At 53.6% G+C, this 17,630-nt stretch carries 20 protein-coding genes; 2 read left to right on the top strand and 18 right to left on the bottom strand.

Annotation, left to right across the window (positions count from 1 at the left end; genetic code table 11):
- Positions 1-8: 8 nt before the first annotated feature.
- The 17 genes from rlmN to trmJ form a co-directional block, all read right to left on the bottom strand.
- Positions 9-1,160 (bottom strand): dual-specificity RNA methyltransferase RlmN, encoded by a 1,152-nt coding sequence (rlmN, locus tag AC27K1_RS12275; RefSeq protein ID WP_487150921.1) that lies wholly within the window; start codon positions 1,158-1,160, stop codon positions 9-11.
- Between the two features lie 38 nt (positions 1,161-1,198).
- Positions 1,199-1,630, bottom strand: coding sequence for a nucleoside-diphosphate kinase (ndk, locus tag AC27K1_RS12270; RefSeq protein ID WP_487150919.1), 432 nt, complete (start codon positions 1,628-1,630; stop codon positions 1,199-1,201).
- A 193-nt stretch (positions 1,631-1,823) separates the two neighbouring features.
- Positions 1,824-2,264, bottom strand: coding sequence for a xanthine phosphoribosyltransferase (gene gpt, locus AC27K1_RS12265; protein WP_487150917.1), 441 nt, complete (start codon positions 2,262-2,264; stop codon positions 1,824-1,826).
- Between the two features lie 362 nt (positions 2,265-2,626).
- The gene (locus AC27K1_RS12260; RefSeq protein ID WP_487150915.1) at positions 2,627-3,568 is read right to left on the bottom strand and encodes a hypothetical protein; all 942 of its coding nucleotides are present in this window, start codon (positions 3,566-3,568) and stop codon (positions 2,627-2,629) included.
- 185 nt (positions 3,569-3,753) lie between these two features.
- Positions 3,754-4,809, bottom strand: coding sequence for a succinylglutamate desuccinylase/aspartoacylase family protein (locus tag AC27K1_RS12255; RefSeq protein WP_487150914.1), 1,056 nt, complete (start codon positions 4,807-4,809; stop codon positions 3,754-3,756).
- Between the two features lie 133 nt (positions 4,810-4,942).
- Positions 4,943-6,241: an inosine/guanosine kinase gene (locus AC27K1_RS12250; protein ID WP_487150913.1), complete on the bottom strand. Its 1,299-nt coding sequence runs from the start codon at positions 6,239-6,241 to the stop codon at positions 4,943-4,945.
- Positions 6,242-6,354: 113 nt separating this feature from the next.
- Positions 6,355-7,335 carry a hypothetical protein gene (locus AC27K1_RS12245; protein WP_487150911.1) on the bottom strand — a complete coding sequence of 327 codons (981 nt, stop codon included), beginning with the start codon at positions 7,333-7,335 and terminating at the stop codon, positions 6,355-6,357.
- Between the two features lie 151 nt (positions 7,336-7,486).
- The gene (gene iscX / locus AC27K1_RS12240; protein ID WP_487150910.1) at positions 7,487-7,681 is read right to left on the bottom strand and encodes a Fe-S cluster assembly protein IscX; all 195 of its coding nucleotides are present in this window, start codon (positions 7,679-7,681) and stop codon (positions 7,487-7,489) included.
- A 22-nt stretch (positions 7,682-7,703) separates the two neighbouring features.
- The gene (gene fdx / locus AC27K1_RS12235) at positions 7,704-8,054 is read right to left on the bottom strand and encodes an ISC system 2Fe-2S type ferredoxin (protein ID WP_487150909.1); all 351 of its coding nucleotides are present in this window, start codon (positions 8,052-8,054) and stop codon (positions 7,704-7,706) included.
- A 6-nt stretch (positions 8,055-8,060) separates the two neighbouring features.
- Positions 8,061-9,920: a Fe-S protein assembly chaperone HscA gene (gene hscA / locus AC27K1_RS12230; RefSeq protein ID WP_487150908.1), complete on the bottom strand. Its 1,860-nt coding sequence runs from the start codon at positions 9,918-9,920 to the stop codon at positions 8,061-8,063.
- Between the two features lie 148 nt (positions 9,921-10,068).
- Complete coding sequence (hscB, locus tag AC27K1_RS12225) at positions 10,069-10,629, bottom strand: Fe-S protein assembly co-chaperone HscB (RefSeq protein ID WP_487150906.1); 561 nt, start codon at positions 10,627-10,629, stop codon at positions 10,069-10,071.
- A complete protein-coding gene (gene iscA / locus AC27K1_RS12220) occupies positions 10,622-10,945 on the bottom strand; it encodes an iron-sulfur cluster assembly protein IscA (protein WP_487150904.1) in 324 nt (107 codons plus the stop codon). The genes hscB and iscA overlap by 8 nt, the downstream gene beginning before the upstream one ends.
- Positions 10,946-11,059: 114 nt before the next feature.
- The gene (gene iscU / locus AC27K1_RS12215; protein WP_487150903.1) at positions 11,060-11,437 is read right to left on the bottom strand and encodes a Fe-S cluster assembly scaffold IscU; all 378 of its coding nucleotides are present in this window, start codon (positions 11,435-11,437) and stop codon (positions 11,060-11,062) included.
- A gap of 45 nt (positions 11,438-11,482) precedes the next feature.
- Complete coding sequence (locus AC27K1_RS12210; RefSeq protein ID WP_487150901.1) at positions 11,483-12,697, bottom strand: IscS subfamily cysteine desulfurase; 1,215 nt, start codon at positions 12,695-12,697, stop codon at positions 11,483-11,485.
- A gap of 88 nt (positions 12,698-12,785) precedes the next feature.
- A complete protein-coding gene (gene iscR, locus AC27K1_RS12205; protein ID WP_487150899.1) occupies positions 12,786-13,286 on the bottom strand; it encodes a Fe-S cluster assembly transcriptional regulator IscR in 501 nt (166 codons plus the stop codon).
- 307 nt (positions 13,287-13,593) lie between these two features.
- Positions 13,594-14,379, bottom strand: coding sequence for a serine O-acetyltransferase (cysE, locus tag AC27K1_RS12200; protein WP_487150898.1), 786 nt, complete (start codon positions 14,377-14,379; stop codon positions 13,594-13,596).
- 5 nt (positions 14,380-14,384) lie between these two features.
- Positions 14,385-15,152, bottom strand: a complete 768-nt coding sequence (gene trmJ / locus AC27K1_RS12195; protein ID WP_487150896.1) for a tRNA (cytosine(32)/uridine(32)-2'-O)-methyltransferase TrmJ — start codon at positions 15,150-15,152, stop codon at positions 14,385-14,387.
- 335 nt (positions 15,153-15,487) lie between these two features.
- On the opposite strand from trmJ, the gene AC27K1_RS12190 reads away from it, so the two are divergent.
- Positions 15,488-16,300, top strand: coding sequence for an inositol monophosphatase family protein (locus tag AC27K1_RS12190; RefSeq protein WP_487150894.1), 813 nt, complete (start codon positions 15,488-15,490; stop codon positions 16,298-16,300).
- A 142-nt stretch (positions 16,301-16,442) separates the two neighbouring features.
- Positions 16,443-16,601, top strand: a complete 159-nt coding sequence (locus tag AC27K1_RS12185) for a hypothetical protein (protein ID WP_487150893.1) — start codon at positions 16,443-16,445, stop codon at positions 16,599-16,601.
- 68 nt (positions 16,602-16,669) lie between these two features.
- Here AC27K1_RS12185 and secF read toward each other — a convergent pair whose 3' ends face one another.
- On the bottom strand, positions 16,670-17,623 hold the full coding sequence (gene secF / locus AC27K1_RS12180; RefSeq protein ID WP_487150892.1) for a protein translocase subunit SecF: 954 nt from the start codon (positions 17,621-17,623) through the stop codon (positions 16,670-16,672).
- Between the last annotated feature and the right edge of the window lie 7 nt (positions 17,624-17,630).

The raw sequence follows: 17,630 nt of genomic DNA, 5'->3' as shown, positions 1-17,630 counted from the left end.
GAATCCCGTCAGGAAGCCATGCCCATCACCTTGACCGGCTCGGCTCCACTGTTTTGCTGTTGTTGATCCCGATACCGGGCGCTGCGACGGGTACGATCCTGGACCTGGCCCACCAGCTGGCCGCAGGCGGCATCAATGTCGTCACCGCGCGTCTTGCGAACTGTGGTATTAAAGCCTTTTTCCAGCAACATCACCTGGAAACGCCGTATCGCATTATTACTTGGACGTTCGTAACCCGAACCGGGGAATGGATTAAAGGGTATCAGGTTAATTTTACAGGGTACATCCCTGAGCAGGGCGATCATCTGCTCGGCATGTTCTGGCTGATCGTTGATACCCTTAAGCAGGGTATATTCAATGGTGACCACCCGGCTTTTATCCGACAGCGTGGACATATAGTCGTGAATCGCCGCCAGCAATTCTTTCAGCGGGTACTTCTTGTTGATGGGTACCAGCTCATTACGCAGGGCATCATTCGGCGCGTGCAGTGATACCGCCAGCGATACATCGGTCAGACCAATCATGCGACGCATGGCCGGCACAACACCGGAAGTACTCAGAGTCACCCGACGCTTGGACAAACCGTATCCCAGGTCATCCATCATCAGGTTCATGGAGTCCATGACATTATTGAAGTTGAGCAGGGGCTCACCCATGCCCATCATCACCACGTTGGTGATGGCACGATCACTCCTGGCCGGCACACTGTTAAAAGATTTCGCCGCCAGCCATACCTGGCCGATAATTTCAGCCACGGTCAAATCCGAGTTAAAACCCTGTTTACCGGTTGAGCAGAAACTGCAGTCCAGCGCACAACCTGCCTGGGAAGAGACACAGAGTGTCCCGCGCTTACCGTCAGGAATGTAGACTGTTTCAACACAGCTACCGCTGGCTACACGCACAACCCACTTACGTGTACCGTCTGCAGAAAAATCGCAGGACACCACTTCCGGCCCGCGAATTTCCGCACAGGCCTTGAGACGTTCTCTCAAGGCCTTGCTGACATTACTCATCTCGTCAAAGTTGTCGACCCCGAAATGATGGATCCACTTCATTACCTGCTGGGCGCGGAATTTCTTCTCACCAATAGTGATGAAAAATTCCTCCAGCTTGGACTGGGTCAGGCCCAGCAGGTTGGTTTTTACAGTTTCAGCCGTCATTTCAACAGGCACTCCGGGGACAACAACAATCAAACCACTCAGCGTGTGCGAGGGCAGATCTCTTCACCAGGGAAGAAATAGCTGACTTCACGCTCCGCTGACACAGGAGAATCCGACCCGTGGACGGCATTCTCATCAATCGTACTGGCGAAATCGGCACGAATAGTGCCGGGCGCCGCTTCTTTCGGGTTGGTCGCACCCATCAGTTCACGATGGGCCAGTACCGCATTTTCGCCTTCCAGGACAGACACCACGACTGGACCTGAGGTCATGAACGCCACCAGGTCACCAAAGAAAGGCCGCTCTTTGTGCTCGGCATAAAAGCCTTCCGCCTGAGTGCGGCTCAGGTGCAGCATCTTGGCACCGATGATCTTGAGCCCTGCTTTCTCAAAGCGGCTGTAGATTTCGCCGATCACATTCTTGGCTACGGCGTCCGGCTTAATGATGGACAGTGTACGTTCAATAGCCATGGTAGGTTCTCCCGATTGACTTCCCGATGACAAAAAGCCAGACATCTGCCCGGCTTCTGGGTGTTATTCTTTTTCAGTGGACAGTGCGGAAAACCCGCTACTATCCGCCACTTGGTCGCGCGATTCTAACCGAAGCCTTCGGTTTTTGCGAGCAAGCACACCCTAACACCGTCTACAGGAAGCCTTCAGAGAATCACTCCCAGGGGAAAAAGACCCAGGTATCCTGATTCACATCAGAGAGATAGGTATCCGCCAGATCCTTGCCGGCCGGCTTGGCATAGATAGCCGCTACATGGGCCCTGGGTAACAATTCGCGGATCATGCGGACGGTTTTGCCGGTATCCACCAGGTCATCGATAACCAGCCAGCCTTCACCTTCATTCTCCAGCTCAACGCCCTTGAGCAGGTTCAGTTCACCCTGGGCTTTGCCGTCATAGCTGGCAATGCAGACCGTCTCGACATGGACAATATCCAGTTCACGGGACAATACCGCCGCCGGCGCCAGGCCACCACGGGTAATCGCCAGCAACCCTTTCCAGGGTTGAGCCTTCAGTTTTTCTGCGAGGGCTTTCGTATCAGCGTGAAAGTCCGCCCAGCTGATGTGCATTTCCTGATGATAACCGTGTTCACTCATTGCGGTAGACCCTTGTAACCACCAAAACCACAACAGCCGGACTGGCTTTTCTGCAAGCCCGAATGCCCGTGGCGAAAAAAAACGGCGATTCTAGGGATTCAGGAGGAAGGAGTCCATGAGGAATGTCCGTCAGACACGCTATCCATAGTGCGATCAATCAGCGATCCGATCTATCTTGACGACAAAAAAGATTGTTGGTCAATGCAAACTCCAAACCGCATGCTGGGCAATGCACATTTTTTTCGCATTCTGGCATGACCACTTTGGCTTTACTTCTTTTTGTTTACATCCTTGCCTATGACCTGTGCCAGTAGACAGCTTCATAGCATCATTAGCATCAATGAAGCATCATGGATCGGTGATCAAGCCAGCTCTCCATGAGGCCCTTGACTGTCGGTGCCTGGCAAAGCCCCTTCAACGTCTTGCAGATGATACTTACGGGGAAGACTATAATAAAACGCCAGTTCATACATGAGCTTTTCAAACAACAATTCTACGTTTGAGAAACACTGGTTCAGCTCTGCCACCATCTTCCTCACATCCTCACGATGACCGGTAACAGCATCTATACATGACGCCATCCACTCACCATCAAAACCTTGCCCTTTTCCATACTTCTTATAATCCGGGCTAATCGAGTCAACAGAATCATTTAATGTCTCTATATACTGCCGCACATCATGAACTTGTAGTTTATACGCATCAAAAGACGATTCCACATCACGAATTAGCGCCGACAGTCGAGACCAAGATCTTGATCTGGCCCCTTCAACTATCCTCTCTGCAAAATTGCAGCACTCTGCTGACACACAAAAAAAACTCTCTGACAACTCACAGGCTTTCAACTTGTTAATATCAACTTGCATGTTATTGATAGTCGCGAACTGAGAATCAATCAACTGCAACTGCAACTGGAACTTATACTCAATCTCGATAGCCCTGCGAATATTATAAATGACAGATTGAGCAGGCAAAGGATATTCACTATTGCACGGCAATAGATTTTTGATATTTGCTTTTGCTCCCGGGAAAACCGTTATCAGACTATTTCTCAGACGATCCCTGACCTCCCCGGCACTCATGCCCACCCGCCTGTTAGAATGAAAGCACGATAAAGTATTAGGTCGTTTCGCAACAACACGAAAGCCTTGAATTACAACACCTTTCGCATGACGACGCGTTGAAGCCTCCGCTGAATTACACTCGTCTATCAGGCAAATATGATCACCTGGTTTCGCATTACATGATACTTCAGAAAAAGCATGCACCCACCCAAACGCATCAGTAGACAAATTACTACGCATAGATGACACCCCAAAAACATACATAATTACAGTAGAGTGATTAGAATGCGTAAGATTCAATCCAACGATCACAAAATCAGGTAAATGTTTGCTGAACTAACAAAAAATTGAGAAACAACGACAACCTAAAACAATACCTGCAAGCTTAATTAAGCTTGCAGGCAGCCTTTCAATCACAAGCGTCCTTACATCAGGAAATCACTGTATTCCGTATCCATCAATCCCAGACGATCATTGTCCAGCCAGCTGTCAACGCTGCCGACCTCTTCAACATCTTCCGCATCCGTCACGGTTGCCACATGAAATACCGCATCCCCTTCATAGGCTGCCGGCATATGGCTCTTACCGATAATGACACCCTCAAGCTGGGAAGCCACCGCCACGTCCGTATTGTCAGCCGGGTTATAGACATAGCCCAGCGTTTGCCCCTTGCGGACAAAGTCACCCAAACCCCTGACAGAACGGAACAGCCCACTGCGAGGCGCCCGCATCCAGCGTGAACGGTAGGCCCGGATGGTCTCACGATCCGCACTGCGTTTTGTTGCCTGCCTGGGCAGCATCTCCAGGTGGCGCATAACATTCAACACACCCTGCAGACCGATACGGATCGCCGCCTCATCCAGGCGCAGCGCTTCGCCTGCCTCATAAAGCAGTACCGGCACATTGTGCTCTGACACAGCCGCACGCAGTGAGCCATCCTGGATTGCGGTATTGATCATGACCGGCGCACGGAATGCCGTCGCCAGTTCGTTCGTGTATTCATCTTCCAGGCGAGCGCGAATCTGTGGCAGGTTGGTGCGGTGCGCACTGCCGGTATGCAGGTCGATACCCACATCAGAGACAGCCACCACATAACGCAGGAAGGCATCCGCCAGACGCGCGCCGAGTGAACCCGTTTCGGAACCGGGGAAACAGCGGTTGAGGTCACGGCGGTCAGGCAGGTAACGGGAGCGGTTCATAAACCCGTAAGGGTTAACCAGTGGCACCACCAGCAGGGTGCCGCGTAATTTCTTCAGTTGATAGTAGTTCAGCAGGCGACGAATGATTTCAACACCATTGACCTCGTCCCCGTGCACCGCCGCGCTGACAAACAAGACGGGACCTTCACGGCGTCCATGAAACACATGGACGTTCATCATGGCTTCAGTCTGGCCTGGCATGGCCATGGTGGGCAAAGCAATCTGCTGGTGTTCACCGGCAGCTACCTCAACCTCCCCCAGAGTAAAAGGCTTGCGCTTCACGACAGATGTTTCCTGACAAGTAACAACCTCCGAGACTGACCAGTTTCGAAAAAATTGTCATCAGTTTTTTTCTATCGTGAAGAACAGAAAATCAACTGGCAGGCGCTATTGAAAGAACACCTGCAAAGACTGCTTAACTGTCCCAGTAAGCCTCTTCCAGACTATCCTCACGCTCGGGCAACCCCCGGGTTAATCGGGGCGAATTCTGGATCAACACCTGGTAGCTCACCCTGTTCGCATATTTGCAGACCTGCGCAAAAGAAGAATACGTCAGGAAGGGTTTTACATGCTTGCTTGATGTAGGCAATACCGTGCGATGATAATGGTTAGCGGTCATATCATGTACAACAGCCGCCAACGCACCATCACCTGCGCCATTGGTGTTATGAATCTTGTCAGGCCCGCCCATATAAGGATCAATCTGGGCATAAACCTTCACCGGCTCTGAGCAATCCCGCCGACGAATCGGACGACTGAACTCGTAAGCATTAAAATCCGCAACGGCACCTGAACGAATCGGGTTTGTAGTCTTGCGCAGCAGGGACTGATCTCCATATCCGCTCAGGTAAAGCCCCTCAGGGCCCGCCGTCAACAAAACCATATCGGCAATATCCAGCACGCATTCCGATGCCAGCAACGGATCGGCATGCCCCGTGAGCGCCTCAGCCTCTTCCTCATTCATCGCAACAACGGTCACATAATCCTTGATGAAGCGGGTAAACGTCTCGCGCTTGGCTTCAACCAGCGGGCGAGTACCCAGCGTCAGCACGACAGGCACATCGTACTTGACGGCCAGCTGCGCAGCCTTGATGGTTGCCCCGTAAATGGGCAGTGATTCATCCGCCAGGGTATAAGCACAGAGCAATAATGCAGACGCATCAGATACCACGTCTTCAGAAATATACTCTTCACTCAGTGCATTCATCTGCCCGGGACTGATACCGAAGGTACGCTCACCATCCGATGTAATCAGGGCAAAACAGCGCCCGATAGCGCCCGGTACAGGCTGAAGATGAGTGAGATCCACCTTGCTACTGGTATTACAAAGATAACGGTAGGCAGACGTGCCGATGACAATATTCTCACTCATCACACCCAGCAGGATGGAGCTGTCATCGGCAATAATGGAGTAATTGTGCAGCGTATTGCCAATCGTGCCACCGGCAAATTCATCCTCAATGGCATCATTCAGCTGGAGGCGCTGATATAACAGGTTGGCCTTCTCGCTATCAATCAGCTGTGATGCGCCCTTCTGCAGCTCAAACTCCGCCAGCAGCTCATCATCAACACGGGCGGTGATATCCACCAGGTTCTGGTCGATACCCGTCACATAGGTATTCACATGGGAGAAAGCGACACTTTCCCGGTCAAAGCGGTTGCCTGCATTGACGGGAAAATAGTGTTTGATCTTACGCTGTCCAGGAAATTTCATGGTCACCTGCCGGGCGTGCTGCAGAGGTATAAAAAAGCGCCGGAGTTTATACCTCTCGCGACAGGTAAACCATTAGTAAATATTCAGAAAATATCCAAACAACCTAAAGATGTTCACCCTTGTTTTTTCTTGTTCTCTTTATAACTGATCGTTCTTTTTATTTGCTCAGTTTTCTTCAAAACACGCTTTTTGTCTTTGACCTGATAATATTCGACGACACGCTCGACCCAATTATTCTGCTCGTCGAACCGGTAGTCTTTATAAACAACAATCTCCGCCTTTGGATACAACCCGAAGCTTTCACGTTCCTCCAATACCAGCGCCCCATTCTCCCCATAGGTATAACGGTGCGCCCGAAGCAAGCCACCCTCGGCATATTCCGCCTTGTTTTTCATTCGCCCCTGCAAGTCATAGCTGAAATCTACAGCCTGACTGGCATCCTTCAACTGGATACTGGCAATCAGCTCAACGCCCTGGGGAAATGTCATATATCTCAGCGCACGACCTGCGTCATCCAACTCAGCCACACGCAGAAAATTCTCACCACAACGACGAAGCAGCTGCTTGTCTTCGAAATAAGCCACATCAAAACAGGGGCTCAGCTTTTGGGCCTGACTACCCGGCAACATCCGGTAGTCACCTGCCGCCAGATAAGTGGCTTTATTATCTTCCACGGCTGGCGGATCCAGCTTGATGATATTGCCCAGGGTGTCGTATCGGAATGTCTGACGCAGTGTCACTTCGCCATTCTCGCGGACGATACGCTTAACAGGATTCCCCCACTTCATTTCCAGCGTTTCATGCCGATCCGTGACAGGCCCTTTCACCCGTTCTGAAATACGCAGACCATCACTGGAATAGTTTTCAATCACAACATCGAGCAAGCCAACATCCGGATCCTCACCGGCTTGCTCCTGAACCCCTTCCGTGACGACCTGAGTAACAGCCCCCTGCAAACCGGCATCCTCACGGGTTTTAATCACTTCGACAGGATAACGGTTCAGTGAACGACCAATGCCTTCGGACCAGGTTGAACACCCAGGCAACACACCCACGACAACAGCTAGCAGGATTGCGGACTGATACACGCGCATGACCAACAGTCTCCGGTTGTATAATTATTATTACCGACAGGAGCAGTATACCCCGACTAAACGCCATCGTCCCTGCCCCTGATGCCCGCCCTGCAGATACAAAAATGCCGGGAATCATCCCGGCATTCTGTGACAAAGCAAGTTGCGACGATCAGTCCATCTCATCCATCCAGGCCATCTGGATCGCTTCAAGGACTTTTTCTCCACAACGGTCAGGAGAATCCTCAAAACCTTCCAGCCCCAACACCCAGTTACGGAGATCGACAAAATTCACATAACGGGGATCTGTATCCGGATATTTTTCGCTTAATTCTATGGCGATATCCACCACATCCGTCCACATCATGGCCTGCTGCTCCCTTGATTGTTCAGTGTCGTTCTGAAACCTGGTTGATGGTATAGCGTGGTATTTCTACCACCAGGTCTTCATCCTGCACAATAGCCTGACAGCTCAAACGGGATTCATGCTCCAGCCCCCAGGCCTTGTCCAGCATGTCATCCTCCAGCTCATCAGACGGCTCCAGCGAATCAAACCCTTCCCGTACGATCACGTGACAGGTTGTGCAGGCACAGGATTTTTCGCAGGCATGTTCAATTTCAATGCCATGTTCCAGTGCCGCATCCAGGATTGTGATGGTACCCGGCTCAACTTCAACGACCTTGCCCTCTGGACAGATCTCTTCATTCGGCAGGAAAACGATCTGGGTTTTCTTGCTCATTGACTACTACCCCTTGAATTCATCCACAGAATGCCCGGAAAGCGCCGCCTTGATCCCGGCATTCATACGACGGGCGGCAAATTCATCCGATGCCCTGGCCATTTTTTCAATGGCCTGTTTAATCGCCTGACTGTCAACGCCCTGCCGAACATCAGCCAGGGATTGCATGACAGCCTCTATTTCTGCACGCTCTTCCGGGTTCAACAGACGATCACCGTCTGCAACCAACGCTGCCGTGACTGCTTCCAGTATCCGGTCGGCTTCCACCTGCTGCTCAAGCAACACACGGGCATCCTTATCCTGCGCAGCATGATCGAAAGACTCCCGAATCATTCGGGTAATCTCATCATCCGACAGACCATAAGATGGCTTGACCTGCACAGCAGCTTCCACTCCGGAAGACTGCTCTTGGGCGCTGACGCTCAGCAACCCATCCGCATCCACCTGAAAGGTCACAAGAATACGCGCCTGACCGGCCGGCATGGCAGGAAAGCCCTGCAGAACAAAGCGCGCGAGCGAACGGTTATCCGCGACAAGCTCACGCTCACCCTGCAATACATGGATGGACATGGCCGTCTGACCATCCTTGTAGGTTGTAAACTCCTGCGCCCGCGCTGCCGGAATGGTGGTATTGCGGTGCACCACCTTTTCCGTCAGTCCGCCCATGGTCTCCAGACCAAGAGAGAGCGGAATCACATCCAACAGCAACATATCGTCTGCCGATTTATTTCCAACCAGCACATCCGCCTGAAGCGCTGCACCAATGGCAACTACCTGATCTGGATCAATAGACGTCAACGGCTCACGGGCTGCCAGTTCCGCCACCCGCTCGCGAACGCGGGGAACCCGGGTTGAACCACCCACCATAACCACTTCGTTAATATCAGAGACTTTCAGCTTCGCATCCCGCAGGGCGCGCTTGACGGTACGCAGCGTGCGATCGACCAGCGGGTCAACCAGCTCATTGAACTTGTCACGCGTCAGCTCACCCGACCAGCCTTCAAAACTGACGGAAACAATTGACTGATCCGTCAGAGACTCTTTTGCATCACAGGCAACTTGCAGAACCTGACGAATGCGCTCCGGCGTCAACGCAGACGCATCAACCCCAGACTGAGCCAGCAGCCATACTGCCAGGGCATGATCAAAATCATCGCCCCCCAGCGCAGTATCACCACCGGTTGCCAACACCTCAAAAACACCTTTATTCAGGCGTAGAATAGAGATATCAAAGGTACCGCCACCCAGGTCATAAACGGCAATGACACCCTCACCACCCTGATCCAACCCATAAGCGACAGCTGCCGCTGTTGGCTCATTAAGCAGCCTCAGGACATTGAGCCCCGCTAATCGGGCAGCATCTTTCGTGGCCTGCCGCTGGGCATCATCAAAGTAGGCCGGCACCGTGATCACGGCGCCACTCAATGTACCACCCAGGGACTCTTCCCCGCGAAGACGGAGAGTTTTAAGAATTTCTGCAGAGACCTGAACAGGACTTACATCACCTGCCACCGTCCTCAGATAAGGCATGCCTTCGCCGCTATCGACAAAGTCGAACGGCATGACATCGCCAAGTGTTTTTACATCCGCGACGCCACGCCCCATCAAACGCTTGACAGACACAATGGTATTTCGCGCATCGGAGGATGCCTGCGCCTTGGCCTGACGCCCGACAGTCACCTGTTCACCGTAATGCACAACAGAGGGAAGGATGGCATGACCATCGTGATCAGGAAGGGTTTCCGCCACACCGCTTCGAACCGAAGCGATCAGCGAGTTGGTGGTGCCCAGGTCAATCCCCACCGCCAGCTTCTGCTGGTGAGGCGCCGGGCTCTGGCCGGGCTCGGAAATCTGCAGTAATGCCATTTGCCGCCTTTAATACTTCGTCTTATAGCGATCAATCGCTACAGGAATGAAAAATATGCAGGGATAATATCCGTATGGTGCAGAGAGTCCAGCCGAAAGCCATGAACTTTTCTACCCGGGCCTGAATCTGACGACCCGACAGAATCTGTCAGTAGTCCAGCAGCTCCTCTTCAAGCTGTTCGGCTTCTGCAATGAATTTCACCAGGAAATGCATTTTGTGAGTGGTGCTGGCAGCCTGCTTCAGACTCTCATCCGTCCGGCTTTCCCAGAGGCCGACAAATTCCGCTTCCAGCCCTGCCAGCATCTGCCGTGCTTCGTCGAGCAACTGGGCGACAGCTGCTTCAGGATCCGCACTGTCACGCACCGACATCAGCTCATCACGGAGCTCCATCTGCTGCATCAGGAATGTCGAATCTGCCACGGTATGACGATCCGAGTTGACGGCAACCCCTTCCAGTTCAAGAAGATAGATGGCCCGGGACAGGGCAGACTTCAAAGTATCATAGGCCTGGTTAACGAACGCCGCATATTGAACGGCCAGACGCTGCCCCTGCTCACCCTGTGCTGCAAAGCGGTCAGGGTGTACGGCCTTCTGAAGCTCACGATAACGGGCATCCAGCACCTGGCGGTCAATCGCATACGCCACCGGCATCTGGAGCAATTCGAAATAATTCTGCTGAAGATCAAGCCCCGCCTGGTGATCAGACATTAAAGCTCTCTCCACAGCCACACTCACTGGCTACGTTAGGGTTATTGAAACGGAAGCCTTCATTCAAACCTTCGCGAACAAAATCAAGCTCCGTGCCATCCAGGTAACCCAGACTCTTCGGATCAATGAACAACTGTTCACCATGACTTTCAAACATCAGATCCTCTTCCCGGGCCTCATCGACAAACTCCAGCACATAGGCCATGCCGGAACAGCCGCTGGTCTTCACACCGAGACGGATACCAACACCGCGACCGCGGCCACTCAATTGCCGACGTACATGCTTGGCCGCCGCTTCTGTCATGGTTACAGCCATGAATCACCCTGTCATACAACCCAGTTCATCAAACCCGGCTCAAAAGGAACCCTCACCCTATTCCGGGCCGGCTTCCTTCCGATCCGTTCACCGCAAGCCCATTCAGGCTTATCGCTACTGTTTGCTGCGGTAATCTTCAATCGCCGCCTTGATCGCATCTTCCGCCAGCACGGAGCAATGGATCTTCACCGGCGGCAGCGCCAACTCTTCGGCAATGGTGGTATTCTTAATGGTTTCCGCCTCTTCGAGGGTTTTACCCTTCATCCACTCTGTTGCCAGAGAGCTCGAAGCAATGGCGGAACCGCAGCCGTAGGTCTTGAATTTGGCGTCTTCAATCACGCCCTCATCATTCACCCGGATCTGCAGTCGCATGACATCACCACACGCCGGTGCACCGACCATGCCGGTACCCACATGGGAGTCAGAGGCATCCATCTTGCCGACGTTACGGGGGTTTTCGTAGTGATCGATTACTTTTTCGCTGTAAGCCATCGTCTTTTCTCCCGCCGACCGGTCAGGCCGGCACTGTCAAGGTGGTCAGTGAGCTACCCATTCGACCGTGTTCAGGTCGACGCCATCCTGGTACATGTCCCACAGGGGAGACAGCTCACGTAGCTTGAGTACCGCCTGACGGACCTTGTCTGCGGCATAATCCACATCTTCTTCCGTGGTAAAGCGACCGAAACTGAAACGCAGCGAGCTGTGTGCCAGCTCATCACTCAGACCCAGCGCCCGAAGCACATAGGAGGGCTCAAGGCTGGCAGAGGTACAGGCAGAACCGGAAGATACGGCAATATCTTTCAGCGACATGATCAGGGATTCACCCTCGACGAAAGCAAAGCTGACATTGAGGTTACCCGGCACACGCTGCTCCAGGCTGCCATTCACATGCACCTCTTCCATATCGGACAAGTGATTGATGAAGCGGTTCCGCAGATCCAGCAGGCGCTGATTCTCCATCACCATCTCTTCACCGGCGATGCGGAAGGCCTCACCCATGCCAACCAGCTGATGGGTAGGCAGGGTGCCGGAACGCATGCCCCGCTCATGGCCACCACCATGAATCTGGGCTTCGATACGGACACGGGGCTTACGGCGGACATACAGTGCGCCAACCCCTTTGGGACCATAGATTTTGTGAGCACAGAAGGACATGAGATCGACTTTCATGTCTTCCAGATCAATCGGAAGCTTGCCGGCACTCTGGGCAGCATCAACGTGGAGCAACACCTTGCGCTCACGGGTGATTTCACCGATGGCCTTGATATCGGTGATAGTGCCGATCTCGTTATTGACGTGCATCAGGGTCACCAGAATGGTGTCTTCCCGGATTGCATCCGCCACAGCCTGGGGCTGGATCAGACCCTCACTATCAGGTGACAGGTAAGTGACCTCAAACCCTTCACGCTCAAGCTGGCGACAGGCATCCAGAACCGCCTTGTGCTCGATTTTCGAGGTGATGATGTGACGGCCTTTTTTCTGATAGAAGCGGGCAACACCCTTGATGGCCAGGTTATCGGATTCCGTCGCACCGGACGTCCAGACAATCTCACGAGGATCGGCATTGACCAGTTCAGCAACCTGCTTCCTGGCATTTTCCACTGCCTCTTCCGCCTTCCAGCCGAACAGGTGTGATCGGGAGGCCGGGTTACCGAAGTTACCCTCGGTGGTCAGACACTGCATCATCTTCTCGGCCACGCGCGGATCGACCGGTGTGGTTGCGGAATAATCAAGGTAAATAGGCAGTTTCATACAGAATTATCTCCCGCGCGCTTATCTGCTTCTTGTGCGCTTGGCTGTTCGCTCGCCAGAGCGACGTTTTCTCAATGTCAGATCGGCCTCAGAACGATTCAGCGTTGATACGCTGCTCTTGTTCTTCAGGGGTCAACAACCGATCGGCTCCCTGCTCGCCATCCTGCCTGCAGGCTATTTTCTGCACTTCCTTGCGCCGAACCAGGTCCGCAAGGCTGATTCCGCTTAAAAATTCATGGATCTGCTTGCTGAGGTCGCACCACAGATGATGGGTCAGGCAGACATCGCCCTGCTGGCAATCCCCGTCGCCCTGACACCGGGTTGCATCCACGGACTCATTGACCGCATCAATGACTTCAGCGACGAAGATTTCCTCGCTGCTCCGACTCAGGCAATAACCACCACCGGGGCCACGCACACTGCCCACCAGCGCATTACGGCGCAGGCGCGCAAACAGTTGCTCAAGATAGGAAAGAGAGATTCCCTGGCGCTCAGAAATATCCGCCAGAGCGACTGGCTTCTCACCAGCATGCAGCGCCAGGTCCAGCATCGCTGTGACCGCATAGCGGCCTTTGGTCGTCAGACGCATAGTAAATCACTCCCCCGGCGGTAAAACAGTAAATCCGAGGGTAAGTATCAAATACCCGAGCAAATTAGTCAAGTATTAAACCTAACCGAACCGCCAGCATGCCTGACGATTTCAGATTGGAACTGTCGATTTTCCTTGTCATTGGCAAAAAAGCACTTTGGTGAAGACCAACACTGTGCAACAGACAGGTTTTAAGCGCTGCGGATTATAACAGAGAAAAAGTAAATTACAGCAGGATATAGAGACAGTTTCCCTGCGAGATAGCGCATAACGCCCTATTGCGCAGGGAAACAATCAATGAAGAAGATCAGGCATCCTCAGCAACACGTTCTTTCTGCTGCTTGACGGAAACAGACTCAAAGTCTTCATCCTTGAGCTTGGGCAAGCCCGCTTCACCACAGTCCATCCCCTTATCGCGCAGGGCCTGACACATGGTTTCGATCCGGAATTCCACCGCATGGAGATGATCCAGCATGGACGTGATCGCCTGGGCCGTCGGGTCGGGCATGTCACTGGTCACGGCATAGGCATCGAAGCCCATCTTTTCTGCCATGGCCTGACGCCGGACTTCATCCACCTGGCGCTTGCGGATAATGCGCCCGGGAATGCCCACTACGGTTGCCCCTTCCGGCACAGCCTTGGTGACCACCGCATTAGAGCCCACCTTGGCATTATCGCCCACCGTGAATGGCCCCAACACCTTGGCGCCGGCGCCGACAATCACGCCATTACCCAGTGTTGGGTGGCGCTTGCCTTTATTCAGGGTTGTTCCACCCAGGGTAACACCCTGATAAAGGGTTACGTCATCCCCGATTTCAGCCGTCTCTCCAATGACAACACCCATACCGTGGTCAATGAAAAAACGTCGGCCGATAGTAGCCCCCGGATGGATTTCAATACCGGTGAGCCAGCGACTGAACGTGGAAATACATCGGGCCAGCCATTTGAACCCCGCCAGCCAGACCTTATGGGCCAGCCGGTGCAACAACAGGGCATGCAGCCCCGGGTAGTTGGTCAGGACTTCAAACGTATTGCGTGCCGCCGGATCCCGGGCAAAGACACTGCTGACATCCTCACGTATTCGCTCAAACATAGACTTCAGACCGATTGTGTTTCCTTTCTTCCGCCGGCGGGCTGCTTACCGATCGCAACCTGCATCTCCGACAGAATCCCCCTGAGTATATTCAGTTCAACCCGATCAGGACGGACACGCCCGTACAGACGACGCAGCTTCGCCATGATCTTGTCGGGGTTACTGTGCTTGAAAAACTCGATATCCGCCAGCACTTCCTGCAGATGACCGTAAAAATGCTCCATTGCCTCAGAGCTGGCCAGATCATGGGTGCGATATTCCGGCACCAGGGACGCCTGCTGCTGTTTCAAATCCGCCTTACGCAACTCATAACATAAGACCTGAACAGCGGACGCCAGGTTCAATGAACTGAACTCGGGATTGGAAGGAATATGGGTTTGCCGGTGGCAAAGCTTCAACTCATCATTGGTCAGCCCGCGATCCTCACGTCCGAAAACGAGCGCTACTGAGCAATCACCCGCCTCAGCCACTGCCGTTTCCGCACACTCTCCCGGCTCCATCAACGGTAGAGAGATTCCTCGAACCCGGGCGCTGGCGCCAATGATCAAACCACAGTCAGCCACAGCCTCCTCCAGCGTGGCACAAACCACGGCATTATCGAGGATATCTGTCGCCCCTGACGACAGGGTCACTGCCTCCGGTGCCGGGAAGGCCTTGGGCTCTACCAGCACCAACTGTGAAAGCCCCATGGTTTTCATCGCCCGCGCAGCAGACCCGATATTGCCGGGATGCGACGTATTCACCAGAACGATGCGCACATTATCCAGAGACATAAACCAACCACCTGAAACCGTTTTGGCAACCCACGCCTTAGCGCAGCCACCGGCAAAAAGAATAGAAAAAAATCTGACCGGCCAGACCGAATAAAGCCACGACCGCATCCAGCGGCGCAGTCTACCAGATCCGGCCACCCATTGGCGTCATTTCCCACCCTGCGGGAAGAAATCTGACCATTGCGATTATCCGGTAGTGACCCGCGCAAAACTCAGGAGTAGAATGCCCTGTTTTGCTGACCTTCACGCCCGAAAACGGCGGTGTCCGTTTTCACATACTCATCATAACGTGAAGGCATTCGGTTCTTTAATACTGCACAGGCACAGCGACCCTCATGCAACCGATGGTTAACATCGCCCTGCGTGCTGCACGCAAGGCTGGCGACATTATCGCCCAGGCATATCAGCAGCTGGACGTCATCAAGGTACAGGCCAAGAGCGCCAACGACTACGTGACCGACGTCGACAAAGCGGCAGAACGCGCCATTATCTCGATGCTCAAGAAGTCCTACCCCGACCACGGCTTCATGGGTGAGGAGAGCGGCCATCAGCCCGGCACCGGCGAAGGCGAGAACTACCTCTGGATCATCGATCCTCTCGACGGCACCACCAACTTTATCCACGGCATGCCGCAGTTTGCGGTCTCTATCGCCTGCCAGTACAAGGGCAGAATCGAACACGCCGTTATCCTTGACCCGATCCGTCAGGAAGAATTCACTGCCAGCCGTGGCCGTGGCGCCACCCTGAATGGCAAGCGTATCCGTGTCAGCGACCGCACCAGCCTGAAAGGCGCCCTGATCGGCACCGGTTTCCCGTTCCGCGAAAACCAGATGTCCAACATGGACAGCTACCTGGGCATGTTCCGCAACCTGGTGGGTGACACTGCCGGCATCCGCCGCGCAGGCGCCGCCTCCCTGGACCTGGCCTACGTGGCAGCCGGTCGTTTCGACGGTTTCTGGGAATTCGGCCTGCACGAGTGGGACATGGCGGCAGGCTGCCTGTTGATCACCGAAGCCGGTGGTTTCGTGGGCGACTTCCGCGGTGGCGACAAGCACCTGGAGAAAGGCCAGATCGTCTGTGGCAACCCCAAGTGCTTCCGCGAAATCCTGACACGCATCCAGCCGTTTGTCAGTGAAAGCCTGAAGTAATGATTACCCGGGGAGTCGTCCGACTCCCCAACCTGCCCATATCAATCAACCCCATACCTCTCAACTCCCTCAGCATGGTGAATGGCGCACTGGAAGGATTCGTTCGGGCTACCCCCCCCTTGAACTGGGAGAATCATTGCGCGTGAACACAGTCAGCCCGGCTTTTGTGACAGAAACCGCACAGGCTATGGGTATGGGCACTGAAGGCACGCTCTCCGCCGAGCAAACAGCCAACGCCTACCAGGCCAGTATCGAAGGCAACATGACCGGACAAATCCTTGATGTCCGCAACTACGCTTAACCGCCCCCCACAAAAAAGCCCCCGCTGTTATACGAGGGCTTTTTGTGCAACAGTGATACCACCTTTATTTAAGGCATATCATCCAGCTCATCATCTTTCTTCACTGGAATAATCAGGTCTTCACGGCTGATCTTCATGTAAAGCAGAATGTTGCAGGCAATGTATATGGACGACGACGTACCAATAACAATACCGATCAGCAACGCTACGGAGAAGTTGTGGATCATGTCGCCACCCAGGAAGAACAGGGACAGCAGCACCATGATCGTGGTACCCGAGGTTGCCAATGTCCGACCTAAAGTCTGCGTCAGGGAGACGTTGATAATTTCAATCGCCGTACCTTTACGCATCTTACGGAAGTTTTCCCGCACCCGGTCATACACAATGATGGTATCGTTCAGCGAGTAACCGATAACCGCCAGCACTGCCGCCATAACCGTCAGGTCAAACTGCAGCTGGAAGAACGAGAACACACCCAGGACAACAATCGCATCGTGGGCCAGCGAGGTTACCGCACCTACGGAAAACTTGAACTGGAACCGGAAAGCGATATACGCCATAACCAGACCCAGCGCCATCAGCATGCCAAGCCCGCCCTGCTCACGCAGACGATCACCCACCTGGGGACCGACGAACTCAACCCGCTTGACCTTTACCGTGCCGTCGTACTGCGCCGCGAGGGTCTCAGACACACGGTTACCCAGCGTCGCCATATCACCGGGAATACGGATCAGGACATCTGACTCTGAACCAAACTCCTGGGCAATAGCGTCACCGTGACCCATCGCTTCCAGTTGATCACGGATTTCACTGATATCCGCCGGCTTGTCATAGGACAGCTCCACCAGGGTACCGCCGGTAAAATCCAGCCCCCAGTTGATGCCGTTAACCGCCAGACTCACCAGGGAGCCCAGCACCAGGATGGCGGACAGCACAGTGGCCAGTGTCCGCACCTTCATGAAATTGATGACCTTCATGTCCGGCTTTCCAGCAGTATCGGACGTGCTTTTTTCACCTGCCATGGATAAG

Source organism: Kistimonas ophiarachnellae (assembly GCF_057552235.1).
This window is presented reverse-complemented; position numbering and strand designations above follow the sequence as displayed.